We start from the raw sequence: 25,854 nt of genomic DNA, 5'->3' as shown, positions 1-25,854 counted from the left end.
CGCTCACCGGTCCCGGAACCGGTAGCCGGCGCCGCGGACCGTGAGGATCAGCTTCGGGTCCTGCGGCTGCTCCTCGAGCTTCTCGCGGAGGTGCCGGATGTGGACGTCGATCGCGCGCGGGTCGCGGTAGGCGCTGTCGCCCCAGATCGCGCGCAGCAGCTCCTGGCGGTTCTGCAGCCGGCCGGGCTTGGCCATCAGGCACTGCAGCAGCTCGAACTCGGCGAACGTGAGGCGGACGGGCTTGTCGTCGACCGAGACCTCGCGCTGGCGCTGGTCGAGCACGACGTTGCCGACCTCCAGCAGGCCGTCGTCGAGCAGGTTGCCGTGCGCGCGGCGCAGGACGGCGCGGATCCGGGACCGCAGCTCGGCGAGGCCGAAGGGCTTGGTGACGTAGTCGTCGGCGCCCGCCTCCAGGCCCTGGACCGCGTCGGCCTCGGAGTCCAGCGCGGTGAGCATGATCACCGGCGTGACGTTGCGCCGCGCGCGCAGCGCCCGGGCGATGTCATAGCCGGTCGGGCCTGGCCCGAGCGCGACGTCGAGCAGGATCACGTCGAAGTGGCCGCGGCCCGCCTCCTCCAGCGCGCCGTGCCCGTCGGCGACGGACGTGATGCGGTGACCCTCGCGCTCGAAGGAGCGCGTGAGCATGTTGCGAAGGGCGTCGTCGTCGTCGACGACGAGGATGTCGAGCGCTGACCCCGGCGGCATCTGCCCGCAGGTTAACGGCGTGCGGCGCGGCCTACGCCACGCGGGCCGCGCGCCTGGCCGCCGCGGCGCTGCGCAGCTGCTCGTGCTCGACCTGGCGCTTGAGCTGCTGCAGGGACCGGCGCAGGTGGCCGCGGACCGTCGGCGCGGCCACGTGCTCGGCCAGCCAGCCGAACATCCCGGACCCCGCGACGCCGTAGGAGAGGCGCAGCTCGACCTTCGTCACGGCCGAGCCGTCGCCGCGCCGGCGCTCGCGCAGCCGCCAGCGGCCGCGCTGGTCGATCCCCACGACCGACACCCACGCCATGTCGCGGCCGACGTCGTGCTCGACGACCTCGACGAGCCCGCCGACCTCCGCCGAGCCCACGTGCATGAGCATCCGGTAGCGCGCGCCCAGCCCGGACGGCGCATCGCTGACCACCTCCCAGCGCGTGATCCCCGACATGAAGTGCAGGTAGCGGGACGGGTCGTCGACGAACGACCACACCATCTCGGCCGGCGCGGTGACGTCGATCGCGGCGCCGACGCGCATCAGCCGATCACCGGCAGCCGGCGCTCGGACGCCAGCGCGTCGAGCGTCTCCTGCATCAGCCGGGTGACGTGCGCGTGGACCTCGTCGACGTCGGGGTCGGCGCCGAACTCCTCGCGCAGCCGGATCGGCGGCAGCACCTCGACGACGATCTTCGACGGCAGCGGGACGTGGCCGAGCATGTCGCCGACGTTCAGGCCCCACGGCGGCGCGATCGAGATCGGCAGCACCTTGAGCCGGAACAGCCTGTCGAGCATCAGCAGCTTGGCCAGCCACTCGCCCTGGGAGAGGAACAGCGCGGTCTCCTGGCCGCCGATCGCCACGACGGGCACGATCGGGACGTCCTCGTCCAGCGCGAGCCGGACGTAGCCCTTGCGCTCGCCGAAGTCGATGCGGCCGGACTGCCACGAGGGGCGGTGGACCTCGCGGTCGCCGCCGGGGTAGACGAGCACCGCGGCGCCCGACCGCAGCGCCGTGCGCGCGTTCTCGGGCGACGCCGCGACCGTGCCGTACTTGCGCAGGAAGCCCAGGCCGGGCATCGACAGCACCAGGTTGTGGGCGAGCTGGTGGAACGGGCGCTCGACGCCGAAGTAGGCGTGGAAGGCGAGGCTGAAGACCGTGGTGTCCGGCGTGAGGTTGCCGCCGGAGTGGTTGCCGACCATCAGCACCGGGCCGGTGTCGGGGACGTTGCCCAGGCCCCGGACCTCACCGCGGAAGTAGAGGCTGGCCAGCAGCCACATGCGCGGCAGCGTCTCGCGGATGTAGTCCGGGTCGCGCTCGTCGAGGTCGGCGGGCGGGACGCGCTGGGCGACGGCGCCGGCCAGCGACCGCACGGCACGACCGAGCAGCGAGCCCTGGCGCGCCGCGGTGGGCGCGCGCACGTCGCCGTCGGCGCGCGGGTCGTCGCGACCCTGGGGCGGCGCTCCGCCGACCCCGCCGCGGCGGTGGCCGTTGCGCGCTCCGTTCGCGGTGTGCTGCGAGGCCCCGGCCATCCCGGCTCACACTACCCGCGCGCGGAGTTACGCAGCGTCGGACTCGGCGCGGGCGAACCGGCGCGCGCCCAGCGCGTCAGCGCGCGCGAACAGGCGCTTGAGCATGCCCGCGGTCTGCTCGGGGCGCTCGACCTGCGGCACGTGGCCGCAGCCGTCCAGCACGATCTGCTCGGCGCCGGGCAGCGCCTTGGCCACGTGATGGCGGAAGCCCGCCGGGATCAGCTTGTCGTGCGAGCCCCAGACGAACAGCGCCGGCGGCTCGAGCTCGGCCAGGCGCGGGTAGAAGCCGCCGTGGCCGAACGGCCGGTCGAGGTAGATGTTGCGGGCCGACGCGTAGAAGGCGACGCGCGCGCCGGCGCTGCCGTAGATCCGCTGGAACTCGTCGACGACGACGTCGGCGACCGACGGGTCCAGCGCGTCGGGGTCGCAGAACAGCGACCACAGCTGGCGCTCGACCATCCCGCGCCGCAGCTTGTGCGGCAGGAGCCCGAGCTCCGGCCGCAGCAGCCGCACCAGCGGATGGAAGTCGCGCTTGACGAACGCGACGGCGGGACAGAGCGCGGCGATCGAGCGCACGCGCTCGGGCCGGCGCAGGCCGATCTCCAGCGCCACGCGGCCGCCCATCGAGTTGCCGACGACGTGCGCCGACGCGATCTCCAGCTCGTCCATCACGGCCAGGACCGTCTTGGCGAACCACGTCGCGGTGTAGGGCGCCGTCGGCGGCTTGGACGAGCCGCCGAAGCCGGGTAGGTCGATCGCGTGGACGCGGTGGCCAGCCTCGGCCAGCAGCGCCGCGCAGTCGAAGAACGAGGACTTGGCCGCGCCGAGGCCGTGGATCAGGAGGACGTCGGGCGCCGCGCCCGTGCCCGTCGTCAACACCGAGACCGAGCGGCCGGGCAACCGGACGTCGTGGACGCGCATCAGCGGGTCGCGGCCGTCGGGCAGCCGGAACAGGCCCTCGAAGCGGACGGCGTTGTCGAGCTCGCCGCGCGCGTAGAGCGAGCGCTCCCGGAACGCCTCGACCGCGCTCAGCTCGCCGGCGCGGAGGCGCAGCCAGGTCCGCGAGTCGGTGCCGATGACGACGTCCGCCGGCCGCGCGCTGATGCCCTTGCGGACGCGCGCGGTCTGCTCCGTGCAGCGCACCTCGAACGTGTGGCCGAGGTCGCCGAGGCGCACGTGGTAGGTGACGTCGAAGCCCGCCGGACCGCCCAGATACCGCTCCGGCAACGTGCGGAAGCCCTCCTCCACGAGGGCCAGCGAACGTTCTTGCAGGGACAGTGCAGACATCGGAAGAGGCGGCAGACTACGGCCTGCCCAGGCGGGAAGTGGATCAACCATGTGTCCATTGCGCCAGCCCAGAAGTTCAGCAGGCGGTCCGGACCCCCTGCCTGGATAGGCTGGCGCTGTGCCTGAGATCCGCCTTCACGACACTCGCAGCGGCGAGCTGCGCCCGCTCGTAGCGCGCGATCCCGGCAACAGGGTCGGGATCTACGCCTGCGGCCCGACGGTCTACAACCGCATCCACGTCGGCAACGCCCGGCCCTACGTCGTGTTCTCGTGGCTGAAGCGCTTCCTGGCGCACGAGGGCTATGACGCGACGTTCGTCGCCAACGTCACCGACGTCAACGACAAGATCTACGACGCCGCCAACGCGCGCGGGATCGGGTCCGAGGAGCTCGCGCGCGAGATGACCGCGCACTACGTCGCCGACACCGACGCGCTCGGCCTGCCGCGCCCGGACCACGAGCCGCTCGCGTCGGAGACGATCGACGGCATCGTCGGGCTGATCCAGGCGCTGATCGACCGCGACGCGGCCTACGCGGTGGAGGGCGACGTGTACTTCCGCGTGCGCGCCGACGCGCAGTACGGCGACCTCTCGCACCGACGCCTCGAGGATCTGGACCAGGGCGAAGGCATCGAAGGCGCCGCGCTCAAGGAGGATCCGCTGGACTTCGCGCTGTGGAAGGCGCAGAAGGAGGGCGAGGACACCGCCTGGGACGCGCCGTGGGGCCGCGGCCGGCCCGGCTGGCACATCGAGTGCTCGGCGATGGCCGAGGAGCTGCTGGGCGTGGGCTTCGAGGTCCACGGCGGCGGGTCGGACCTCGTGTTCCCCCACCACGAGAACGAAGCGGCCCAGACGCGCCTGGCGCGCGGTCAGGAGCTCGCGCAGATCTGGATGCACAACGGCATGCTCGAGATGCGCGGCGAGAAGATGTCCAAGTCGGTGGGCAACATCTCGCTGCTGCCCGACGTCGTGGACGAGTGGGGCCGCGAGACGCTGCTGCTGTTCTTCGCCGGCGGCCACTACCGGCAGCCGATCGTCTTCGCGCCCGACACGCTGCGCGACGCCCAGGGCCGGCTCAAGCGCATCCGCGAGGCGGGGCGCAGGCTGGTCGACGGGCCGTCGCCGGCGGCGCTGCGCGTCCACCGCGACGCGTTCTTCGCCGCCCTGGCCAACGACTTCAACACCGCGACCGCGCTCGCCGCGCTGGCCGCGTGGGTGAGCGAGGCCAACAAGCTCGCCGAGGTCGGCCGCGACGACCTGGTCGAGATGCTCGACGTCTTCGGCCTGGCCGAGCTGGCGCGGGGCGGCGCCAACGGCGACGGCCCGCCGCCGGAGGCGCTGGAGCTGCTGGCCGCGCGCGAGAACGCGCGCGCCGGCAAGGACTGGGCCGAGGCCGACCGCCTCCGCGACGCGCTGCGCGACGCCGGCTGGGTCGTCCGCGACGGCCCCGACGGCGCCGAGCTGGTGGAGGCATGAGCCCGGGTGAGCGGGGCGGCAGCGGGCGCAAGCCCTCCGGCGGGAGCCGGCCCAAGCCGCAGCGGACGGGCCGCGGCAGCGGCGCGCGCGGCGACGAGACGCGGGCCCGGCGCAACCGGGCCGTCCCGCGCGGGGCGGAGGCGACGCCCGCCGAGCCGCGCGAGAAGCCCGACGTCCTCTACGGCCGCAACCCGATCTTCGAGGCGCTGCGGTCCGGGCGGCGCGAGGTCCAGCGCATCTGGGCGACGCAGGGCGCGGCGAAGGAGCCGTGGCTCGACGGCATCCACCTCGAGCCGGCCGACGGCGACTGGCTGACCCAGCGCGCCGGCAGCGACGCCCACCAGGGCCTGGTCGCCGACGTCGGCCCGTACCCCTACGCGGATCCGGCGAGCCTGCTCACCGGCCCGGCGCCGCTGATCATCGCGCTCGACGAGATCCAGGACCCGCGCAACCTCGGGGCGATCGCGCGGTCGGCCGAGGCGGCGGGCGCGTCGGGGATCGTCATCCCGCGCCATCGCTCCGCCGAGGTGACCGCTGCGGCGGCCAAGGCCTCGGCCGGCGCGGTCGAGCACCTCAAGATCGCCCAGGTCCGCAACGTCGCGGACTACCTGGCCGAGGCCAAGACCGCCGGCTGCTGGGTCTACGGCGCGGCCGCGAAGGGCACGCCGTACCGCCAGCCGGACTACACCGGTGGCGTCGTCCTCGTGCTCGGCGCGGAGGGCACGGGCCTGCGCCCGCGCGTGCGCGCGATGTGCGACGACATCGTCTCGCTGCCGATGCGCGGCCGGGTCGACTCGCTCAACGTGTCGGCCGCCGCGGCCGTGCTGCTGTACGGGATCCTGGACGCGCGCGGCGCGGCGCAGTAGTCGTCCACACCCGAACGACGGCTCGAACCCGTGGTGGTCGCTCCGGCGCCCGCGCAAGAATCCCTGCACAGCCTTGACGGGGCTTCATAACTGTGGGAGGGTCCGCCCACATAACGGTCGACCTGAGGTTGAGGACTTCGGGTCGAGAAGATTTCAGATGGCGCCAGGGGAGGAGTGCGCCACTGAGCAATTTCCCCTGCATTCGTGCAGAAAGGATTCGCTCGTGGCACGTCTCTCCTTCAACCCTCAAGGGCAGGTTCAGGTCGATGATGGCTACCTGATCGCCCTTGCCAAGCAGGGCGATCCGATCGCCTATGACCGCATCGTGCGGCGCTACTACGGCTTCGTCCGTCTGAAGGCGTCCTCGTACTTCCTGGCCGGCGGCGACTCCGACGACCTGATCCAGGAAGGGCTCGTCGGGCTCTACAAGGCCGTGCGCGACTACCGGACCGACCGTGAGTCGTCGTTCCGCAACTTCGCCGAGCTCTGCATCACGCGCCAGATCATCACCGCGGTCAAGACGGCGACGCGCAACAAGCACACGCCGCTGAACCAGTACGTGTCGTTCTCGGCGTCGCCCGCCTCCGCTCAGGACGGCGAGCCGACGCTCGACGAGGTCATCCCCGGCTCGCCGGTCCACGACCCGGTCAACCAGGTGATCAGCTCCGAGGAGCTGCAGTCGCTGGTCAGCTGCCTCTCGACCGCGCTGAGCGAGCTCGAGTCCCGCGTCCTGTCGCTCTACCTCGACGGCTACAGCTACGAGCAGGTCGGCGAGCGGCTGGGCTGCGACACCAAGACGGTCGACAACGCCCTCCAGCGCGTCAAGCGCAAAGTCGGCACCCACCTCACCGCGCGCAACGTCCTGCTGTAAGACTCTCCCTGTGATCCTCGCCAGCGCCGGAACCGTGGTCGGCATCGTCGTCGGCGTCATCGTCGTGCTGATCGTCGTCTTCTTCGTCGGCGGCTACATCGTGCTCGGCCGCCGTCGCGAGGCCATGGACGCCGAGCTGCGCACCCGCATCGAGGCGGCCGACGCCGCGCTCGCCGACGCCCGCGCGCAGGACCGCGGCTGGGAGCGGGAGACGATCGAGGCCGCGGCGCGCGCCGCGGTCGCCCCGCGCGACGTGGACCAGCTCCACCTCGTCCAGGTCGTCGACAAGCCCGGCACCGACGCCGACCAGGCGATCTTCCGCGCCGTGCACGCCGACGGCAGCGAGTCGACCGTGACGCTCGGCCGCCGCGACGGCGCCTGGGTCGCGGTCTAGGCCCGCGGGCCGCTAGGACCCGACCAACCCCGCCAACAACGCGCGGATCGTCGCGCGCAGCTGCTGGGGCGAGAGCGGGTCGTGGCCGGAGGCCATCAGCCGCAGGCGCAGGCCGTCGATCGCGCAGACGAGCAGGATGCCGGCGGTGCGCACGTCGGCGGCGCCCAGCGAGGACATCGCGGTCTCGGCGAGGTCGTCGGTGCCGTCCTTCCAGGCGGCGAGGATCTGCCGCGCCGCGGGCCGGCGGGCCGCCTCGAGCTGCAGCTGGTACTGGGCGAGCATCGCGATCCGGCCCTCCGGCGTCAGCTGCTCCTCGATCCATCCGCTGAGGGCCTCGGTCGTCTCCGCGAGGTCGGCTACGCGCTCGCCGAGCGCCTCGCGACGGGCGCGCAGCAGCGCGATCTCCCGCGTCGCGAGCGTGTTGAGCGCCTCGTCGATCAGCTCGTCCTTGGAGCGGAAGTAGTAAGACGTGGACGCGGCCGGCACGCCAGCCTCGGCCGCGACCGCGCGGTGCGTCACGGCGTCCAGGCCGTGGGCGCCGATCAGGTGGATGGCGGCCTCCAGCAGCTCGGCGCGGCGCTGCTCGCCGCGGCGGTCGCGTCGCCCGCGCGTCGGCGCGGGCGTGGTGGGCGGGCCGGCCATCGGGGCCACCGTACCGGACTCTCGTTCAAATGTCTTGGACAAGTGTCCAGGTTCGTGTAGGATCGACGCGCTGCCGAGGAGAGCCGGCGCCCGGTGTCGGGCGTCCACCCAGGCTCGTCGTCCCGAATCCCGGCGCCGTTCCCCACATGACGCCGGATCCGCTCGACCCGTTCGACCCCACGCTTGGCCGCCGCCGCTTTCTGCAGGTCGGCGCCGCTGGTGCCTTCCTCTGCTCGATCGGCGGCCAGGACGTCGTGCTCGGCAAGGCCGGCGACGCCGCCAAGGCCGACGCCGCCGCGCGCAACGTCGCGCGGCCGCCGCTCGCCCGCGCTCGCGCCGCGGCCGCCAAGCCGAAGGCCGCGGTCGAGCCGACCGAGCGCCAGACCTACGTGACGCCGTCGCCGCAGCCCGGCGGCCGCGCGGTCGAGTACTGGATCCAGGCCACGACCGTGCAGTGGACGATCGTGCCGACCAAGCGCGACGACTGGCACGGCGTCGCGATCCCGGGTCCGTCGACGTTCACCGCGACCGTCTACCAGCAGATGACCGAGGGCTTCGCCGCCCCGTTCGGCCCGGCGCAGATCCCGGGCCCGCGGCTGCGCGCCGAGGTCGGCGACACGCTCGTCGTGCACTTCCGCAACAACCTGCAGGGCAAGCTCGCCCAGCCGGTCACGATGCACCCGCACGGGGTGAAGTACAACCCGGAGTACGACGGGGTCTACATCGGCGACTACACGCGGGCCGGTGGCTTCATCGCGCCCGGTGAGGAGTTCACCTACACCTGGGAGTGCGTGCCCGAGGCGGTCGGGACCTGGCCGTATCACGACCACGGCCCCAACCACACGCTCAACACGTTCCGCGGCATGTTCGGCTCGCTGACGATCCGCGAGAAGGGCGATCCCGGCCCCGACGTCGAGCAGGTCCTGTTCATGCACCAGCTGCAGCCGCCGGTCACCGGTCTGAAGCGCTCTTACCAGTGTTTCAACGGTCGCGCCTACGCCGGCAACACGCCGATCCTGCGCGCCAAGGCCGGCCAGCGCGTCGGGTTCCACATCATCGGCATGGACAACAACTTTCACGACTTCCACATCCACGGCCACCGCTGGAAGGACGAAGCCGGTGCGTTCGTCGACACCCCGTCGGTCGGTCCCAATGAGACCATCACGGTGGAGTTCGTCGAGGACAACCCCGGTCGGTGGCTCTACCACTGCCATGTCTTCTCCCATCAGGACGCGGGGATGGCTGGCTGGTACCTCGTCGAGTAGTAGGAGGAGCACGCATGTCCCACCGCAGGTCAATCACCGTCGTCGCCGCCACCGCCGTGGCCGCGCTGGCGGCCTCCGTCCCGGTCGCCGGGGCGGTCGACTACCCGCCGCCCTCGAACCCCAAGAGCGCGACGACCAAGCCCAAGGGGCCGTTCCAGACGCTCAACGTCTGCAAGAACAAGAAGTCCTGCTTCCCGACGATCCAGTCGGCGGTCAACAAGGCCAAGCCGGGCGACAAGATCAAGGTCGCCAACGGCACCTACAAGGAAGGCGTCGTCGTCTCGGGCGCGAGCAAGCGCTACATCAGGCTGGTCGGCAACCCGACCGACCCGAGCAAGGTCGTGCTCGAGGCCAAGGGCGCCAAGAACAAGTCCAACGGCCTGCGGATCACCGACGCCGTCCACGTGACGGTCGACGGCTTCACCGCCCAGCACTACAAGGCCAACGGCTTCTTCGCGCTGCGGGCCGACAACTACACGTTCAACCACCTGCGGTCCTACCTGGTCGGCGTGTACGGCATCTACGCCTTCCACACGGTCGGCGGCACGATGGAGAACTCCGAGGCCGCCTGGAACAGCGACTCCGGCTTCTACATCGGCGAGACCCCGCCGCAGGCCAAGCCGGTGCGCTCGATCGTCAAGAACATCAAGTCGTACGGCAACGTCCTCGGCTGGTCCGGGACCAACATGCGGTACGTGACGATCTCCAAGTCGCAGTTCTACAACAACGGCACGGGCATCGTCCCGAACACGCTCAGCTCGGAGAAGTACCCGCCGGAAGAGGACAACGTCATCACCGACAACGACATCTTCTGGAACAACTTCAACTACTACGCGGGCGCGCCGTTCAAGGTGCAGAAGAACGCGGCGGACTCCACGCCGTACCCGGTCGGGGTCGGCGTGCTGCTGTTCGGCGGCCGTCACAACCGGATCGACAACAACCGCGTCTACGGCAACTGGCTGTCGGGCGCCGGCATGATCCAGCAGATCATCCTGCTGCCCAAGCTGCCCGAGGTGTCCAACCTCATCGGCAACCAGATCACCAACAACCAGTTCGGCGCCAACGGCACCGACCTCAACGGCCGTGACCTCGCCTACGACGGCACGGGCTCGGACAACTGCATCTCCGGCAACACCGGCGTGCAGTCGGTGGTCGGCGCGGCCGACGTCTCCGGCTGGCCGGCGTGCCCGTTCTCCGGGGCCAACACGTACTCGCAGGCCGGGCAGACCGACATGGTCAACTGGGCGGTCGACGCGGACCACGAGAAGTTCCTCGTGCAGCATCCGCACGCGACCAAGGCCGGCGTCGTCCCGCTGTTCCACTACAGCGACTACACGGGGACCAAGGCCCCGTGATCGGCCGCAAGTCCACCCTTGCGATGGTGGGGGCCGCGGCGTTCGCCGCGGCCCCGACCGCCCTGGCGCTCGGCGCCACCAGCAAGGGCAAGACGCGCAAGGTCTCCGTCAACGACAACTACTACGGGCCGTCGAAGCTGACGATCCACGCCGGCGACACGGTCGACTGGCACTGGTCCGAGGACGAGACCGACGTCCACGACGTCTCGCTGAAGACCAAGCCGAAGGGCGCGAAGGCGTTCGCGTCCGACCCGCTCGCGGCCGGCGAGGACTTCAAGCGCAAGCTCACCGTGCCCGGCACCTACAAGATCATCTGCACCTTCCACGAGGAGGAGATGAAGATGACGATCACGGTCAAGAAGAAGCCCTCCTAGATGGCGGAGGTGCGGTGCTTCGGGGCGGACGATCCGCTCTACCGCGAGTACCACGACACCGAGTGGGGCCGGCCCGTGCTCGACGAGCGCGGGCTGTACGAGCGGATCTCGCTCGAGGCGTTCCAGTCCGGGCTGGCGTGGATCACGATCCTGCGCAAGCGCGACAACTTCCGCGCGGCGTTCGACGGGTTCGACCCGGAGGTCGTCGCGCGCTACGGCGCCGACGACGTGGCCCGCCTGCTCGCCGACGCCGGGATCGTCCGCAACCGCCTGAAGGTCGAGGCGACGATCGCCAACGCGCGGGCCGTGCTGGACCTGCGCGACGGCGGGACGTCGCTGGACGAGGTCGTCTGGGCCCACCGGCCGGACCCGGCGCGCCCCGCGCCGGCCGGCTGGGGCGACGTCCCGGCCCTGACGCCGGAGTCGACGGCGCTGGCCAAGACGCTCAAGAAGCACGGCTTCCGCTTCGTCGGCCCGACCACCGCGTACGCGGCGATGCAGGCCTGCGGGCTGGTCAACGACCACCTTGACGGATGCGTGTCGCGCAAGGCCACCGAGAAGGCCCAGAAGGCCGTTTCTCCATGAAGAAATGTGCGATCTGACGTCCGGATGTTGGATCGCGGCTTCGGTGTCGATACGGTGGACGTGCACATGAAGCACCCCAACTCCCCTTCACACCGGTCCGGGCCTGAGCCCGGACCGCTCGCGCCGGATGCGGCGCGCTGCACCGGACCGTCGAGCCCTGCTCGGCGCCTGCACTAGGGAGGCCTGCTTCACATGGCCCCCGTGCAGGTCGCGGGGGCCCCACGCCGGGGCAAGACCCCGCAGTGGACCCCCGAGTCCGTCATCACCGAGATCCAGCACTTCGTCGAGGCTCACGGCGAGGTTCCGCGCTTGGCGGACCTCAACCCCGGCCAGGCGAAGATCACCGGCCAGGTGTGGCGCATCGATCGCTACCGCGCCGGCTGCCCCGTCTGCGGCTCGGCCTACCCGTCGGCGAACGCCGCGCGACGCTGCTTCGACGGCTCGCTCGAGCTCGCGATCCGCGCGGCCGGCTTCGAGCCCGCCAAGCGCGGCCCGCGCCGCCGCACCGAGGTGGACCTGAGCGAGCGCGCGACCGCGCGGCTCGAGCACGACGCGCGCGTGGCGGTCGACGCCGCGCTGGCGCGCGCCGCCGACGCCGAGACGCGGGCGGAGCGCCTGGCCGTCCAGCTGGAGCGTGCGCGCACGCGCGCCGCCGCGGCGCCGAAGGTCAAGACCAAGATCGTCCGCGAGCGCGTCACCGACGCCGCCGCGCTGGCCCGGGTCACCCGGGCCCGCGAGGCCGCCGAGGCGCGCGCGGTCGCGCTCAAGAGCGAGCTGGCCGAGGCCAAGATGGACGCCGCCGAGGCGCGCCGTACGGCCGCCAAGCTGGCGTCGCGCCTGGAGCGCGCCGAGGCGACGATCACCGACGCGCGCGCCCAGAAGCGCGGCGTCGGGGCCGAGCTGGCCGAGGCCCAGGCGGCCGCCGAGCGCGCCGAGGCGCGCGCGGAGGACGCCGAGCAGCGCGCCGCGCAGGCCGCGGCGACGACGGTGCGCGTCGAGCGCGTCGTCGAGGCGCCGCCGGAGCAGGTCGTGATCGACGAGGCGCTGGCCCGCGCGGCCGCCGCCGAGGACGCCGCCGCGCGCGCCGAGGCCCGCGCGGCCCGGGCCGAGCGCGAGTACGCCGAGGTCGCGGTCGCCGCGACGGGCGCGTCGCGCAAGCTCACGTCCGCCGAGCTCGACGAGCTGCGCTCCGACGGGCCGGCCGGTCCGGCACTCCTGGCCGACGCGCTCAAGGCGCTTGGCGTCGCGCGCCGCACGGACAACCGCTTCAAGCTGGAAGAGGCGCTGGCACAGGTCGCCGGCGCCGCGGTCACCTGGCGCGATCGCCTGTAGGGCGACCAGCGCGGCACAGGTCGCGTCGGCCGCCGTCACCTGGCGCGATCGCCTGTAGGGCGACCAGCGCGGCACAGGTCGCCGGCGCCGCGGTCACCTGGCGCGATCGCCTGTAGGGCGACCAGCGCGGCACCGGTCGCGTCGGCCGCCGTCACCTGGCGCGACCGGCTCTAGCCAGAGCCGGTCGCGGCCCGGGGGCGGTCAGCCCTCGGGGATCGGATCCAACGGATTGCCGGGCGCGATCGCCGAGCAGTTCTGCGGCGCCGGCAGCCCGGTGAAGCGCGCCGTTAGCCACGGCACCGCCTGGGCCAGCCACGGCACCGCGCTGGTGACGTGGCTCAGCGCGTCGTACTGCTGGTACTGGACCTTGACGCCGTGGCCGCAGTGCTGGCGGGCGAGCGTGCGCACGTCGCCGGCGATCATCACGCCGTCGCCCTTGCCGATCCCGGGCTTGTCGCCCGGCGTGCCCTCGAGCTCGCCGCCGGCGCCCTGGCCGACGAACAGCGGCGCGGTCGGCGTGCCGCCCGTGCCCATGATCAGCTGGTTGGCCGCGTGGACGTACTCGGGCACGCTCTCGGGCGTCGCGTACTCCGGCTTGGCCAGCTGCGCCCAGGTCAGCCCCGGGTAGGCGCCCAGCACCTGGGCGATCGTGGCCTTCTGGAGCTTGTTGTAGATCTCGAGGCCCTTCGCGCTGAGGTAGGGCGTGAGGTCGATGGCGAAGGCGCGCGCGACGCCGACGATCGCCATCGGCATGACGCCGGCCCAGACGCTGCTGCCGTCCACGTAGTGGAGGTTGTGGGCGGGGTCGACGAGCACGCCGCCCATCGCGGCGCCGACGAGCTTGCCGTTGACGTCGGGCGCGTAGCTCGGCGCGAGCTCGGCGGCCCACTCGGTCGCGATCGCCCCGCCCGAGTAGCCGATCATCCCGGCCTTGGTCGCGGGCGTCACCCCGACGGCCGGCGCGTTGTAAGCCGCCCGCAGGCCGTCGAGCGTGTTGTACCCGTACTCGGGCCCGGCGGCGAAGTCGGCGGCCTGGCCCTCGGTGTCCGGGACCGCGATCGTATAGCCGGCCAGCAGCAGCGGCGCGACGAGACCGGACTCCAGCTGCGGGATCGCGCCGCCGATCGACAGCCCGCCGCCGGACACCGTGTAGGACGGCTCGTCGTCGGGGTTGAGCGAGTCGTAGAACGACTGGTAGGAGACGAGCTTGGGCGCGCCGATGCGCAGGGGCGGCAGCAGCACCGACGTGACGTTGGACGTCGCCTGGCCGCGCTGGCCGGTCGAGCGGTACAGCAGCTGCACGGCCTTGACCGGCGTCGGGACGCCGACCACGTGCAGCGACGTGGTCCGCGCCTTGAGCACCGTGCCCGGCGCGAGCTGCTCGAGCGGCGTGGGGTCGTCGTAGCGGTAGAACGGGTCCTGGCCCGGCGGCGGTGGCGCAGCCCCTGCCGCGGTCGCCCCTCCGACGACCAAGATGATGAACATGGCAAGCGCAGCCGCCCATGGACGGACATGCGATGCCGACACACCCCTGCGACGCATCACGGCCTCTCTCCCTCCCGAGGAGTAGTTGAACCGGACCGTACACAAGACGCGCGCGGGACGGCGCCGGTTCAGACGGTGCTGACGGCCTGCCCGCGGTGGTTCTCGGCCCAGCGCGCGACGGGCACGGTCGCCGCGCCCGTGACGAGGAACAGCGCGCCGAACGCCAGCCAGCCGGCGGTGCCCGCGGCGGTGATGGCGGCCATCAGCGCCGGGCCGACCATGGTCGCGAGCGCGAAGCCGGTGGACGACAGACCTTGATATTGGCCTTGGGCGTGGTCGGGGGCGAGGCCGAAGCTGAGGCCCCAGCCGCTGGCCGCCTGCGCCATCTCGCCGAACACCTCCACGATCCCCGCCACGACGAGGATCACCGACGCCACGGTCGCGCCCGGGCCCGACGCGAGCGCGAAGACGACGCACGACGCCGCCAGCAGGAAGCTCGCGCGCACGGCGGCGCGCGCCGCGCCCTCGACCGAGTCGCTGCCGCGCGCCATCGGCACCGACAGGAGCGCGACGAACACGCAGTTGAGGACGAAGATCACCGCGATGATCGCCCGCGGTGCGTCGGTGTGGCCGGAGACCCAGAGCGGGATGCCGACGTCGAGCAGGCTGAAGTGCATGGTCATGATCGCGACGAGGAGCGTCACGAGGACGTAGGGGCGGTCGCGCAGGACGATCAGCCGCGGGCCGTCCTCGGTCGACGCGGGCTGCGGCGCGACGCGGGGGAGGCGGAGGAGCAGGAGCGCGGCGCCGCCGAAGGTGAGCGCGTCGGCGAGGATCAGCGCGTCGTAGGCGGCGTGCGTGTTCAGCACGATCGCGAAGCCGGCGATCGTCGAGCCGATCGCGAACCCGACGTTCGTCACCGAACGCAGGAACGCCCGGCCCTTGACGCGCTGCGCGGGGTCGAGCACCTGCGCGATCAACCCCTGCCGGACCGCGCTCGACCCGCGGTTGCACGTGACGACCAGCGCCGAGGCGACGAGGAACGCGACGTAGCTGTGGACGAGGACGTAGGACGCCGTCGTCAGACCCTCGGCGATCAGGAGGACGAACAGCACCTCCCGCGGCCCCGTCCGATCCGCGAGATGCCCGAGCGGCACGCCGACCAGCAGCCCCAACGCGCCCGCCACCGTCAACCCGACGCCGACATGCGCGGCGCTGAGCCCCACGACCTGCGTGAAGTACAGGACCACCGCGGTCGCCAGCAACCCGTTGCCGATGGTGTTGACCAGCGTGACGGCGGAGAACGTCCTGATCGGGCCGGGTGTCCGCAGCAACTCCATGCACCACCGGTTGTAGCCGATCAGCGTTGCTCAGTGACGCCGGAGTCGAACCCACGTAAGAGCTCGGCGACCGTCCTGGCCACCGCGTCCGGGGCGTCGACGACCTGGCGGTGCGTAAAGCGCACGACGCGGTAGCCGGCGACGGCCAGCCGCTGGTCGCGGGCGCGATCGTCCTCGAACGCCGCGCGCGTGCGGTGCGTGCGCCAGCCGTCGGTCTCGACGACCAGACGCTCTCGCGGCCAGAGGAAGTCGACACGCCAGCCGAGCGGCGCCGCGTTGGCCGCCGGCATCGGCAGGCCGTGGTGGGCGCAGAGCGCGCGGAAGCGATCCTCGAGCTCGCTGAGCGTGAGCGCCAGCTCGGTCCGCGCCGCGGTGTCGAGGATCGCCGTCAGGCGCCGGCGACCGCGATGCCGCGGGTGGGCGGCGAGCACGGCGCGCAGGGCGACGAGGTCGAACAGGCCGAGCACGTCGGCCTGCTTGAGCGCGGCGTCGACCTGATGGGCGGGAACGACGGCAGCGAGGTCGAGCAGCGTCCGGGCCGGCGTGGTGACGGGCAGGAGGCCCAACCGCGTCGTCTCGAGCACGCCGCCGGTGCGTCGCAGCCGCGTTCCCGCGCGCTGCACGAGGCCGGCGGTCGTGGCGACGGTCACGTCGAACCGCTGCGCTCCGCCCGCGCGCAGGCTCCACGCCGCCGCTGCGCTGCGGTGGCTGAGCGCGGCCTTGGGTCCGTAGCTCCACACCGCCGCGAGCCGCCGACCGGTGCGGCTCAGCCGGTCGTGGCCGACCGCGTTGACCTCGGGAAGCAGGTCGATCAGCCGGCCGGCCTCCCGTCGGTGGCGGATCTGCGGCTGCGTCAGGCCGAGGTCGAGGAGGTCTCGATGCCGGACAACCCCTTCCTGCGCGGCCGCGAGGCGCGCGATCCGATGATCCGTGTCGAGAGAAGGCTCCATGCCCTCCATAGGTCGACACGGACCGGAACTCGCCCCCCGCTCGGGCCGATGGCCCGGAAGCCGGGGACGGGATTCGAACCCGTGACCTGCTGTTTACAAGACAGCTGCTCTGGCCAGCTGAGCTACCCCGGCGTCGGCCGGAGTCTAGGCCGCGCCCGTGATGGCGTGCTCGATGTTGCCGTGGCCGTTGGTGGACACGACGTGCTCGTAGGAGGGCAGGTCGTCGTCGGGCTCGTCGTTGAGCCGCCGTTCGAGCTCGCCGAGGATCGTGCCGAAGAGGAGGTGGCGCCAGGTCGCCTGGGCGAAGGCGGCGGCGGAGGTGCCGAGGGTCGGCAGCTCGTCGCGGGCGGGGTGCACGCGGTCGGTGACGATCACCAGCGGCCAGGACGTCACGTGCTCGCCGAGCCCGGCGGCGGGGCCGCGCATCCAGGAGGGCAGCGGGACGCGCCGCGCGACGTTCGCGTAGACCGCCCCGAAGACCGCGCCGTTGGCCACGTGCATCGCCAGGCCGACGGCCCGCCACGCGGGCCTGCGGGTCACGGCCTTGCCGAGCAGCTCGGTGTCGTCGTACCGGACCCCGAAGACCTTCATGTCCAGGGGTTGCTGCGCGGCCCAGACGCCGGCGGCAACCGCTCCGGCGAGGGCTCCACGGGCGGTGCGGGCACGGTCGATGGCCATGCCCAGCACTGTAACCGCGGTCCCCTGGCGCGTGTACGTCAGATGCGATGGAGAACCGTCACCTGTCCCGCGCGCGCACCGAGGGCGTCAACCCGTTCGTCTACTGGATCGTCCGCGCGCTCTTCCAGCCGTTCTTCCACCTCTACTTCCGGATGTCGCGGATCGGGCGGGAGCACATCCCCACCGACGGCCCGGTCATCCTCGCCGCCAACCACCGCTCGTTCCTGGACCCGTTCGTCATCGCGTGCATGTCGCGCCGGCCGCTGTACTACGTCGCGAAGAAGGAGCTCTTCGCGCACAAGGTCACCGCGTGGTTCCTCAACGCGCTCGGCGCGTTCCCGATCGACCGCGGCGCGGCCGACCACGAAGCGATGTCCACGGCCCGCCAGATCCTCGAGCGCGGCGACTCCGTCCTGATCTTCCCCGAGGGCACGCGCATCCGCCCCGGCACGCTCGGCACGCCCAAGCGCGGCGTCGGCCGCCTGGCGCTGGAGACCGGCGCGCCGGTCATCCCGGTCGCGGTCATCGGCACCGAGAACATCCGCCGCGGCTGGCGCATCCGGCCGCACAAGGTCGCGATCCGCGCCGGCGCGCCGCTGCGCTTCCCGCGCGTCGACAACCCGTCGGCCGAGCTGGCCGGCGCGGTCACCGAGCGCATCTGGCCCTGCGTCATGCTCCAGTGGGAGTGGCTGGGCGGCCTGCCGCCGATCCGCCGCGCCGCCGTCATCGGCGCCGGCTCGTGGGGCACGGGCCTCGCGGTCGCGCTCGCGCGCGCCGGGGTCGAGGTCGACCTCGGGACCCGCACCGGCGCGCAGGCCGACACGCTGGCCGCCGCCCGCGTCAACGACCGCTACCTCCCGGGCGAGGTCCTGCCGGACACCGTCAACGTCGTCCGCTGCGCCGACCTCGAGCTCGGCCGCCACGACCTCGTCGTGCTCGCCGTCCCGGCCCGGGCGCTGCCCGAGGTCGTCGCCGCGCACGGCGCGCAGATCCCGCAGCGCGCCGGCCTCCTGGTCGCCGCCAAGGGCCTGGTCGCGCCGCACGGCTTGGTCCCGTCGCGCTTCCTGGCGCAGCGCACGCAAGCCCGCGCGATGGCGGCGCTCGGCGGCCCGGCCCACGCCGCCGACGCGCTGGACCACGGCGCCGCGCTGGTCGTCGCCTCCGCCGACCGCGGCTTCCGCCGCCAGCTCTGCGACCTGCTGACCAAGGCCGGCCTCTACGCCGAGCCGTCGGCCGACACCGTCGGCGTCGAGCTCGCGGGCGCCGCCAAGAACGCCGCCGCGCTGGCCGCCGCCACCGCCGCGCCCGCCGGCCCCAACGCCGTCGGCGCCGCCGCCGGCCGGGTGTTCGCCGAGATCGACGCCTACGCCAGGCGCTCCGGCGCGCACGCCGAGACGTTCGCGGGCCTCGCCGGCGCCGGCGACCTCGTCGCGACCGTCCTGGCCTCCGGCTCGCGCAACCGCCGCGCCGGCGAGCTGCTCGCCTCCGGCACCCATCCCGACGACATCGAGACCGCGCTCGGCCAGGCCGCCGAGTCGCTCGACGCGCTGCCGCTGCTCGCCCACGCGCTGACCACCGCCGGCGTCGACGCGCCCACGGTCTCCGGCCTCGCCGCGGTCGTCGAAGGTCGCGCGGACGCGACCGACTGGGCCGCCACCATCACCGCGCCGCCGCGGGCCAAGGGCAAGCGTTTCGTCCGGGCCGCGTGACCCGCGGGATAGGCTGCCGTGCGTGCCGGACAAGGCCCAGCTGGATGCGGACTTCTCGGAGCTCTACCGAGCACACCTCAAGGACGTCTACTCCTATGCCTACTACCGGGTAGGCAACCACCACGACGCCGAGGACCTGACGGAGCAGACGTTCCTCCAGGCCTATCGCCATTACGAGCGCGCGGTGGCCGAGTCCGACGGGCGACCGCTGCGGCCGTGGCTGATCCGGATCGCGCACAACCTCGCCGCGAACCTCTACCGCGACCGCTCGCGCAAGCCGCAGACGCCGATCGAGGACTCCGAGTCGCTGCGCACGACCCACACCACGGAGGACCTCGTGGAGGGTCGGGACGAGCTGGCGCGCATCCTGGAGGGAGTCAAGGAGCTGCCGGACGACCGCCGCGAGGCGCTGATCATGCGCTTCGCGCTGGGCATGGACAACCGCGAGATCGCGCGCGCCATGGGCAAGACCGACGGCGCCACCAAGGTGCTGCTGCACCGCGCCATCAAGCAGCTGGAAGAGATCGTCGCCACACGACAGGGAACGGGGTGAGCACGCAGCGATGAGCGAGACCTTCGGAGACTTCGAGCACCTGCTCAAGCGCGCCCTGACGCCGGTCGACCCGCCGGCGGACCTCAACATGCGGCTGGAGTCGACGCTGACCGAGCTGACCGAGCTCGCCCAGGACGAGCTCGAGAGCTGGGAGCTGTCGACGATGCGCGACCCGCGCAACTGGGTGCGCCCGGTCGCCGCGGCCGCGATCGGCACCACCGCGGGCGCGGCGCTGGTCCTGCTGCGCGTGCGCCAGCAGCACCGCCGGCGCGCCGCGAAGGCGTCCGGCCCGATCGATCTCGCCGAGCGCACGCTGCACGCGGTCGCCGACGAGACCCGCAAGATCCTGGATCGCTAGCGCGACGTGGGTCCACAAGTTGGCGCGTCGCGCGCTGATCCGGTCCGGTGCCCTGCGCGTAAGTACCCGCCGTGGGACGCTTCGACCGTCAACGCCCGTCGACGCCGCCGCAGGACGCGCGCAGCGTGACCCTGCTCGCCGACGAGGACCTCATGCAGCTCGTCCGCCAGGGCGACGCCGCGGCGTTCGAGGTGATCTACGAGCGCCACTCCAGCGCCGCGTTCTCGCTGGCCTACCGGATGATGGGCCGCCGCGGCGCGGCCGAGGACGTCGTCCAGGAGGCGTTCCTGGCGCTCTGGCGCTCCGGCGCCCGCTACGACCACACGCGCGGCAGCGTCCGGACCTGGGTCCTGGCCGTCGTCCACCATCGCGCGATCGACGCGCTGCGGCGCGGGATCCGGCACGACTCGCACCGCGCGAGCGACGAGGGCATCGAGGAGCGCTTCGAGGCCAAGGAGCGCACCGACGTCCAGGTCGCGCACCGCGAAGAGGCCAACGAGGTGCGCACGGCGCTCGCCACGCTGCCGGCCGAGCAGTCGCGCGCCATCGAACTCGCTTATTTTGGAGGCTTCTCCCATTCGGAGATCGCGAACATGTTGGAGACGCCCATCGGCACCGTGAAGGGACGCATCCGCCTCGGGCTCGAGAAGCTGCGCGGGCAACTCGGCCAGTTCTCGGAGGTGCCGACATGAGCGGACACGACGACTGCCGGTTCCGCGACGACGTCGGGCCGTGGGTCCTCGGCGCGCTGGCCGAGCCGGACGCGGCCGCGTTCGCCACGCACCTGGAGGCGTGCGACGACTGCCGCCGTGAGGTCGCCGAGCTGCAGGTCGTCGCCGACGTCCTGCCGATGGCCGCGCCGCAGGTCCTCCCGCCGCCGGAGCTCAAGAGCCGGATCATGTCGGTGGTCAACGCCGAGGCCGAGCTGCTGCGCGCCGCCGGGCCGGAGGCCGACCGCGTCCCGACGCCCGCCAAGCGCGAGCGCGTCGGGCGCTTCGGCTGGCTCGGCCGGCTGCGCCCCGTGCCCGCCGCGGCGCTCGCCAGCGCGATCCTGGCCGTCGGCGTGGTCGCCGGCGTCCTGGCCACCGGCGGCGGCGAGTCGACCACCACCATTCGCGGCACCGGCCCCAGCGGCGCGCAGGTCGCGCTGGCGGTGCGCGACGACGAGCACGGCCAGCTCAAGCTGGAGCACATGCCGGCGCCGCCCGACGGTCGCGTCTACCAGGTGTGGCTCGTCTCGGGCCAGGACAGCCCGCGTCCGACGCACGCGCTGTTCAGCGTCTCCGAGGACGGCAGCGCCAGCATCGACATCCCCGAGTCGCTGAAGGGCACCGACCAGGTGCTGGTCTCCGACGAGCCGCCGGGCGGCAGCCCGGCGCCGACCGGCAAGGTCGTCGCCGGCGCGAAGTTGAGCTGAGCGGGGCTTGATGCGCCGCTGGTAGCGTGCGGCGCCTCAATGGCCACCTGCTACCGCCATCCCAATCGCGAGACGGGCGTCTCGTGCTCGAACTGCGGCCGTCCGATCTGCCCGGACTGCATGACGCCGACGTCGGTCGGGATGCGCTGCCCGGAGTGCGCCAAGCAGAAGACCAAGGTGCGCACGGCCGCGCAGATCCGCGCGCGGTCCGACAACCCGGTCGTCACGACCACGATCATCATCACGTGCGTGGTGCTGTTCCTGGCCTCGGGCAGCGGGATCGGCGTGCAGTCCTCCGGCACCGGCTGGATCTACCAGCACTTCGCGCTGCAGGGCTTCACGACGATCCACTTCGGCCACGACTACTGGCGCCTGGTCACCAGCGGGTTCCTGCACGCCGGCATCTTCCACATCGGGTTCAACATGTACCTGCTGTGGATCCTCGGCCGCCAGCTCGAGCCGGTGATGGGGTCGGCGCGCTTCGCGACGGTCTACTTCACGGCGCTGCTGGCCGGCTCGTTCGGCGGCCTGGTGCAGACGACGACCGCCGTCATCGTCGGCGCGTCGGGCGCGGTCTTCGGCCTCATGGCCGTGCTCGCGGTCGAGCAGTTCCGCCGCGGCCACGACGCGTTCGCCGGCGGGCTGGGCGGGCTGATCCTCATCAACCTGGTCATCGGCTTCATCCCGTCGTTCAACATCGCGGTCGGCGCGCACATCGCAGGGCTGATCGCGGGCGCGCTGGCGGGCCTGGCGTTCCACCAGGCCGACCGGATGCGGCAGCCGTGGCTGGGCTACGCCGCCTGCGGCGTCATCGCCGTGGCGGCCGTGCTCGGCGCGATCGCCATCAGCGGCGACATCCACAACTACAAGTTGTAGGGCCTACAACATGACGCGGTGCACCCGGCCCGGCGCCTCGGGCACGCGCTCGGGGTGCAGCGCGTGGGCCAGCGTCTCCAGCCCGTCGACCAGCCGCGGGCCGGGGCGCGAGAAGTAGGCGGCGGCGTCCAGCGCGATCGTCTCCGCCGCGCCGACGCGCCGCAGGTCCTCCGTGAACTGCTCGGCCTCGGCGAGCGCGCGCGGGCCGTCGTAGCCGCAGGGGATGCAGAGCACGACGTCGGGCTGGGCGGCCGCGACCGCCTCCCACGGCAGCTGCTCGGAGTGCTCGCCGGCGAAGCCCAGCAGGTCGCTGCCGCCGGCCAGCTCGATCAGCTGCGGCGTCCAGTGGCCGGCGACGAAGACCGGGTCGAACCACTCGATCGCGACGACCGAGCGCCGCTTGGCGCCGCGGACCGCGAGCCGGACCCGGTCGACGCGAGCGCGCTGGCGGGTGACGAGGTCCAGCGCGGCGTCGCGGCTGTCGGTCGCCTGCGCCAGCGTCCGGATGTCGCCCATCGTCTCGCCGAACGTCTTGGGGTCCAGCGCGATGACCTCAGGGCACGGGTCGAGCTTCTGCGCGACTTCCTTGACCTCGTCGTAGGAGACCGCGCACACCGGGCACAGCTCCTGGGTGACGATGAGGTCCGGCGCGAGGTCGGCGAGCAGGTCCTCGTCCAGCGCGTAGATCGCGTCGCCCTTCTCGGTGCGCTCGCGGACCGCCGCGTCGATCTCGGCGGCGCTCAGCCCGGCGGGCAGGACGTCGCGCGTGATCCGCGGCAGCTCCGCCGTCGCCGGCGGGTAGTCGCATTCGTGGGTGACGCCGACGACGCTGTCGCCGAGGCCGAGCGCGAAGAGCAGCTCGGTAGCGTGGGGCACGAGGCTCACGATCCGCATCTTGGAGGCGAGGATATGGCAGACCTGCTGACGGACCCCGACATCGACGCGCGGCTGGCCGATCTGGACGGCTGGACCCGCGACGGCGACGCGATCGTCCGCGAGCGCGAGCTCGCCGACTTCGCCGCCGCGCTGGCCTGGGTCAACGCGGTGGGGCAGGAGGCCGAGGCCGCCAACCACCATCCCGACATCCTGATCCACGGCTGGAACAAGGTCCGCCTGAGCGTGACCAACCACAGCGCGGGCGGCCTGACGCGGGCCGACTTCGACCTCGCGGCCACGATCGACGCGCTGCCCGGCGGCTAGGCGCGGCGGCGCGTGGCGGTGCCCGTGTCGTGGGACCACCGCGACGCTGGTACCGTTCTGCGCGTCGCTCCATGAACGACGACCCTTCTCGAAGTAGCGCCGGGCTCGGACCCGGCCTCACCGCGTGACCGCCCTCCTGCTCCTAGCGGTGATGGTGCTCATCGCCATCAACGGCTTCTTCGTCGCGGCGGAGTTCGGGCTGGTCCGTTCACGCCGTTCCTCGCTGCAGGACCAGGCCGACGAGGGCAGCGCCGGCGCCCGCCGCGCGCTCGCGCTGCACGACGACCTCAACGAGTACCTGAGCGCCTGCCAGTTCGGCATCACGCTCGCCTCGCTGGGTATCGGCTTCCTCGGCGAGCCGGCGATCGCGACGATCTTCGAGCCGCTGTTCGGCAGCTTCTCGCACAACGTCAAGATCGGGATCTCGGTCGCGATCGCGTACATCATCGTCACGGGCACGCACGTCGTGCTCGGCGAGCAGGTGCCGAAGATCTACTCGATCATCCACCCGGATCGGATCGCGATCCTCGTGGCGCGGCCGCTGAAGGCTTTCGACACCGGGATGAAGCCGTTCATCTCGCTGCTGAACATGGTGTCCAACGCGATCCTGCGGCTGCTGCGCGTCGACCCGGAGGCCGCGTCCGAGGAGGGCGCGACGCCCGAGGAGCTGCGGATCCTGATCGGCCAGGCGCGCGCCGGCGGCAAGCTCGACCCGGGCGAGGCCGGCATGCTCACCGGCGTCTTCCACCTGCACGAGCAGGAGGCGCGCCAGGTGATGACGCCGATCCCGGCGGTCGTCACCGTCGACGTGAGCGAGGACGTCGAGACCGCGCTGCGCCGCTGCATCTCCTCCGGCCACACGCGGCTCGTCGTGACCGAGGACGAGAACCGCGACCGCGTGCGCGGCATCGTGCACTCCAACTCGCTGGCCCGGGCGCTGATGGCCGAGGGCCCGAACGCGTCGATCGGCCCGCTCGTCCGCGAGGCCGTGATCGTCCCGGAGACCAAGCCGCTGGACGACCTGCTCGCCGACCTGCAGCGCCAGCGCTCGTCGATGGCCGTGGTCGTGGACGAGTACGGCCGCGTCGTCGGCATCGTCACCGTCGAGGACATCATCGAGGAGGTCGTCGGCGAGATCGACGACGAGACCGACCCGGCGGGCGGCGAGATCCGGCGCCTGGCCAACGGCGACTGGTTCGTCCGGGGCCACGTCGCGGTCACCGACCTGCTCGACTACGGCGTCGAGCTGCCGATCGACACCGACGCCTACAACTCGGTCGGCGGCTTCGTCTTCGCCGAGCTCGGTCGGTTGCCCAAGCGCGGCGACCAGATCACCGCCGACGGCTACTCGATCCGCGTGGAGTCGGTGCGCGAGAACCGCATCGAGGCCGTCCGCATCCGCGAGCGCCGCGCTCAGCAGGGCGCGGTGTCCGGCGACGAACAACGCAACGCCTGAGCGCGCTCGCGGTAGGCGCAAGTTCCGCGCGCGGCGTGCGTTGGGAGCTTCTGGAACGGCCCCCGCGAAGTGGACGGACGGAGCGGGGTTCTGCGTCGGCTCTCCCGTGGGACGGTGGGGCGGCGCGAGTGGTACAGGTCGGACCGGGGTGGGTCCACCTGCACGCCTTACGGGCGGTTGGGCCCTCTCCTGTGGGCCCGACCGCCCGGAGCGTCTGCTCTTGGTCAATCTGAAGTCAACTTTTAGGGCGGCTTCAGGAAGCGGGCAGAGAATCGCTCTCGCGAACGTACTCGCACGTGCACCTCCTCCCAGAAGCACGATCCGGCCCGCTCCTCAGGCGGGCCGGTTCGATTTTGGGGGGCCTGGCGCTCGTCCGGCTGAGGAGCCCTCCTCTAGGCGGGCCGGTTCGATTTTGGGGGCCGTGGCGCTCGTCCGGCTGAGGAGCCCTCCTCTAGGCGGGCCGGTTCGATTTTGGGGGCCGTGGCGCTCGTCCGGCTGAGGAGCCCTCCTCTAGGCGGGCCGGTTCGATTTCTAGGACAGCGGGAGTCGAGCCATTCGCGCGATCCACGCGGCGAGGTCCGGGAAGTCGCCGGGCAGGTGCTCCAACAGCACGCCGTGGAAGAGGTCGTCGTCGTCGGGGTCCGACGAGGTCGTGAAGCGCAGGAACGGATAGGCGCAGATGTCGGCGGCGCTCGGGCCGTCGGTCCCGAACAGGTAGGGCCGGCCGTGCAGCAGCCCCTCGAAGCCGTGCTGCCAGCCTTGCAGCTGAGCCACCCAGGCCGCGATCCGCGCCGCGTCGGGCCGCGCTCTGCGCCGCTCGGCCTCGATCGCGTTCGGCGGAAGCTTCCACACGACGTTGAAGAACGTGATGAAGGCGTCGATCTGGGCGCGCAGGGCGGGATCCTCTGGATACAGCCGGGCCGGCTCGGGCCAGGTCGCGTCGATCCACGCGACGATCGACATCGAGTCGGTGAGGATCCGGCCGTCGTCGGTCTCGACCACCGGGACGAGATCCTGGCCGGAGACGGCGCGGATGGCCGCGCGGTCGTCGGGCGCGTGCTGGACCCACGCGTCGACCGCGACGCCCTTGAGGCCGAGCGCGAGCGCGACGCGGTGGACGTTCGTGGAGTGGGGGATGGCGTGAATCCGCATGGGCCGGGACCC

General features: G+C 72.5%; 28 protein-coding genes and 1 tRNA gene. 17 read left to right on the top strand and 12 right to left on the bottom strand.

Going from position 1 to position 25,854, the window contains the following annotated elements:
• Window positions 1–3 precede the first annotated feature (3 nt).
• The 4 genes from DSM104299_RS22705 to DSM104299_RS22690 are packed head-to-tail and all read right to left on the bottom strand — an operon-like array spanning window position 4 to window position 3,510.
• Window positions 4–705, bottom strand: a complete 702-nt coding sequence (locus tag DSM104299_RS22705) for a response regulator transcription factor (protein WP_272473944.1) — start codon at window positions 703–705, stop codon at window positions 4–6.
• Window positions 706–736: 31 nt separating this feature from the next.
• Window positions 737–1,234, bottom strand: coding sequence for an SRPBCC family protein (locus DSM104299_RS22700; protein ID WP_272473943.1), 498 nt, complete (start codon window positions 1,232–1,234; stop codon window positions 737–739).
• A complete protein-coding gene (locus DSM104299_RS22695) occupies window positions 1,234–2,223 on the bottom strand; it encodes a lysophospholipid acyltransferase family protein (RefSeq protein WP_272473942.1) in 990 nt (329 codons plus the stop codon). Before DSM104299_RS22695 ends, DSM104299_RS22700 begins: the two co-directional genes overlap by 1 nt.
• A 27-nt stretch (window positions 2,224–2,250) precedes the next feature.
• The gene (locus DSM104299_RS22690) at window positions 2,251–3,510 is read right to left on the bottom strand and encodes an alpha/beta fold hydrolase (protein WP_272473941.1); all 1,260 of its coding nucleotides are present in this window, start codon (window positions 3,508–3,510) and stop codon (window positions 2,251–2,253) included.
• Between the two features lie 118 nt (window positions 3,511–3,628).
• Between DSM104299_RS22690 and cysS the strand changes: the two genes are divergently transcribed.
• From cysS to DSM104299_RS22670, 4 genes are all read left to right on the top strand, one after another.
• On the top strand, window positions 3,629–4,984 hold the full coding sequence (gene cysS / locus DSM104299_RS22685) for a cysteine--tRNA ligase (RefSeq protein WP_272473940.1): 1,356 nt from the start codon (window positions 3,629–3,631) through the stop codon (window positions 4,982–4,984).
• On the top strand, window positions 4,981–5,850 hold the full coding sequence (gene rlmB, locus DSM104299_RS22680; protein ID WP_272473939.1) for a 23S rRNA (guanosine(2251)-2'-O)-methyltransferase RlmB: 870 nt from the start codon (window positions 4,981–4,983) through the stop codon (window positions 5,848–5,850). Before cysS ends, rlmB begins: the two co-directional genes overlap by 4 nt.
• A 223-nt stretch (window positions 5,851–6,073) precedes the next feature.
• Window positions 6,074–6,721: an RNA polymerase sporulation sigma factor SigH gene (gene sigH / locus DSM104299_RS22675; protein WP_272473938.1), complete on the top strand. Its 648-nt coding sequence runs from the start codon at window positions 6,074–6,076 to the stop codon at window positions 6,719–6,721.
• A 10-nt stretch (window positions 6,722–6,731) separates the two neighbouring features.
• Window positions 6,732–7,115: a hypothetical protein gene (locus DSM104299_RS22670; RefSeq protein WP_272473937.1), complete on the top strand. Its 384-nt coding sequence runs from the start codon at window positions 6,732–6,734 to the stop codon at window positions 7,113–7,115.
• Window positions 7,116–7,127: 12 nt separating this feature from the next.
• Here the strand turns inward: DSM104299_RS22670 and DSM104299_RS22665 are convergent, their stop codons facing one another.
• Window positions 7,128–7,757, bottom strand: a complete 630-nt coding sequence (locus DSM104299_RS22665; RefSeq protein WP_272473936.1) for a TetR/AcrR family transcriptional regulator — start codon at window positions 7,755–7,757, stop codon at window positions 7,128–7,130.
• A 146-nt stretch (window positions 7,758–7,903) separates the two neighbouring features.
• On the opposite strand from DSM104299_RS22665, the gene DSM104299_RS22660 reads away from it, so the two are divergent.
• From DSM104299_RS22660 to DSM104299_RS22640, 5 genes are all read left to right on the top strand, one after another.
• Window positions 7,904–9,022 (top strand): multicopper oxidase domain-containing protein, encoded by a 1,119-nt coding sequence (locus tag DSM104299_RS22660; RefSeq protein WP_272473935.1) that lies wholly within the window; start codon window positions 7,904–7,906, stop codon window positions 9,020–9,022.
• 14 nt (window positions 9,023–9,036) lie between these two features.
• Window positions 9,037–10,377 (top strand): right-handed parallel beta-helix repeat-containing protein, encoded by a 1,341-nt coding sequence (locus DSM104299_RS22655; protein WP_272473934.1) that lies wholly within the window; start codon window positions 9,037–9,039, stop codon window positions 10,375–10,377.
• On the top strand, window positions 10,374–10,751 hold the full coding sequence (locus DSM104299_RS22650) for a cupredoxin domain-containing protein (protein ID WP_272473933.1): 378 nt from the start codon (window positions 10,374–10,376) through the stop codon (window positions 10,749–10,751). The genes DSM104299_RS22655 and DSM104299_RS22650 overlap by 4 nt, the downstream gene beginning before the upstream one ends.
• Entirely contained in the window at window positions 10,752–11,336 is a 585-nt protein-coding gene (locus DSM104299_RS22645; RefSeq protein WP_272473932.1) for a DNA-3-methyladenine glycosylase I, read from the top strand.
• A 192-nt stretch (window positions 11,337–11,528) separates the two neighbouring features.
• On the top strand, window positions 11,529–12,668 hold the full coding sequence (locus DSM104299_RS22640) for a hypothetical protein (protein ID WP_272473931.1): 1,140 nt from the start codon (window positions 11,529–11,531) through the stop codon (window positions 12,666–12,668).
• A 201-nt stretch (window positions 12,669–12,869) separates the two neighbouring features.
• Here DSM104299_RS22640 and DSM104299_RS22635 read toward each other — a convergent pair whose 3' ends face one another.
• From DSM104299_RS22635 to DSM104299_RS22615, 5 genes are all read right to left on the bottom strand, one after another.
• A complete protein-coding gene (locus DSM104299_RS22635; RefSeq protein ID WP_272473930.1) occupies window positions 12,870–14,153 on the bottom strand; it encodes a lipase family protein in 1,284 nt (427 codons plus the stop codon).
• Between the two features lie 128 nt (window positions 14,154–14,281).
• Window positions 14,282–15,493 (bottom strand): MFS transporter, encoded by a 1,212-nt coding sequence (locus DSM104299_RS22630; protein WP_272473929.1) that lies wholly within the window; start codon window positions 15,491–15,493, stop codon window positions 14,282–14,284.
• Between the two features lie 20 nt (window positions 15,494–15,513).
• On the bottom strand, window positions 15,514–16,443 hold the full coding sequence (locus DSM104299_RS22625; protein ID WP_272473928.1) for a DUF559 domain-containing protein: 930 nt from the start codon (window positions 16,441–16,443) through the stop codon (window positions 15,514–15,516).
• A 58-nt stretch (window positions 16,444–16,501) separates the two neighbouring features.
• A tRNA-Thr gene (locus tag DSM104299_RS22620) sits at window positions 16,502–16,575 on the bottom strand.
• A 12-nt stretch (window positions 16,576–16,587) separates the two neighbouring features.
• Complete coding sequence (locus tag DSM104299_RS22615; RefSeq protein ID WP_272473927.1) at window positions 16,588–17,121, bottom strand: hypothetical protein; 534 nt, start codon at window positions 17,119–17,121, stop codon at window positions 16,588–16,590.
• A gap of 47 nt (window positions 17,122–17,168) precedes the next feature.
• On the opposite strand from DSM104299_RS22615, the gene DSM104299_RS22610 reads away from it, so the two are divergent.
• The 6 genes from DSM104299_RS22610 (at window position 17,169) to DSM104299_RS22585 (ending at window position 22,034) form a co-directional block, all read left to right on the top strand.
• Window positions 17,169–18,830, top strand: coding sequence for a 1-acylglycerol-3-phosphate O-acyltransferase (locus tag DSM104299_RS22610; protein WP_272473926.1), 1,662 nt, complete (start codon window positions 17,169–17,171; stop codon window positions 18,828–18,830).
• 22 nt (window positions 18,831–18,852) lie between these two features.
• Window positions 18,853–19,383, top strand: a complete 531-nt coding sequence (locus DSM104299_RS22605; RefSeq protein ID WP_272473925.1) for an RNA polymerase sigma factor — start codon at window positions 18,853–18,855, stop codon at window positions 19,381–19,383.
• 10 nt (window positions 19,384–19,393) lie between these two features.
• Entirely contained in the window at window positions 19,394–19,741 is a 348-nt protein-coding gene (locus DSM104299_RS22600) for a hypothetical protein (RefSeq protein ID WP_272473924.1), read from the top strand.
• Between the two features lie 125 nt (window positions 19,742–19,866).
• Window positions 19,867–20,433 (top strand): RNA polymerase sigma factor, encoded by a 567-nt coding sequence (locus DSM104299_RS22595; RefSeq protein WP_272473923.1) that lies wholly within the window; start codon window positions 19,867–19,869, stop codon window positions 20,431–20,433.
• Window positions 20,430–21,158 carry an anti-sigma factor gene (locus DSM104299_RS22590; protein ID WP_272473922.1) on the top strand — a complete coding sequence of 243 codons (729 nt, stop codon included), beginning with the start codon at window positions 20,430–20,432 and terminating at the stop codon, window positions 21,156–21,158. The genes DSM104299_RS22595 and DSM104299_RS22590 overlap by 4 nt, the downstream gene beginning before the upstream one ends.
• Window positions 21,159–21,197: 39 nt before the next feature.
• Complete coding sequence (locus tag DSM104299_RS22585) at window positions 21,198–22,034, top strand: rhomboid family intramembrane serine protease (RefSeq protein ID WP_272473921.1); 837 nt, start codon at window positions 21,198–21,200, stop codon at window positions 22,032–22,034.
• A gap of 3 nt (window positions 22,035–22,037) precedes the next feature.
• Here DSM104299_RS22585 and DSM104299_RS22580 read toward each other — a convergent pair whose 3' ends face one another.
• Window positions 22,038–22,928: a cobalamin-binding protein gene (locus DSM104299_RS22580; RefSeq protein ID WP_272473920.1), complete on the bottom strand. Its 891-nt coding sequence runs from the start codon at window positions 22,926–22,928 to the stop codon at window positions 22,038–22,040.
• A 15-nt stretch (window positions 22,929–22,943) separates the two neighbouring features.
• On the opposite strand from DSM104299_RS22580, the gene DSM104299_RS22575 reads away from it, so the two are divergent.
• The gene (locus DSM104299_RS22575) at window positions 22,944–23,234 is read left to right on the top strand and encodes a 4a-hydroxytetrahydrobiopterin dehydratase (RefSeq protein ID WP_272473919.1); all 291 of its coding nucleotides are present in this window, start codon (window positions 22,944–22,946) and stop codon (window positions 23,232–23,234) included.
• Between the two features lie 124 nt (window positions 23,235–23,358).
• A complete protein-coding gene (locus tag DSM104299_RS22570; protein ID WP_272473918.1) occupies window positions 23,359–24,690 on the top strand; it encodes a hemolysin family protein in 1,332 nt (443 codons plus the stop codon).
• A 531-nt stretch (window positions 24,691–25,221) separates the two neighbouring features.
• On the opposite strand, the gene DSM104299_RS22565 is transcribed toward DSM104299_RS22570, so the two are convergent.
• Window positions 25,222–25,842, bottom strand: coding sequence for a glutathione S-transferase family protein (locus DSM104299_RS22565; protein ID WP_272473917.1), 621 nt, complete (start codon window positions 25,840–25,842; stop codon window positions 25,222–25,224).
• Window positions 25,843–25,854 lie beyond the last annotated feature (12 nt).

Origin of the sequence: Baekduia alba (assembly GCF_028416635.1) — a bacterium.
GTDB classification, from domain to species: Bacteria; Actinomycetota; Thermoleophilia; order Solirubrobacterales; family Solirubrobacteraceae; genus Baekduia; species Baekduia alba.
Note: the sequence above shows the minus strand (reverse complement) of the source record. Positions and strands in the feature narration are given on the sequence as shown.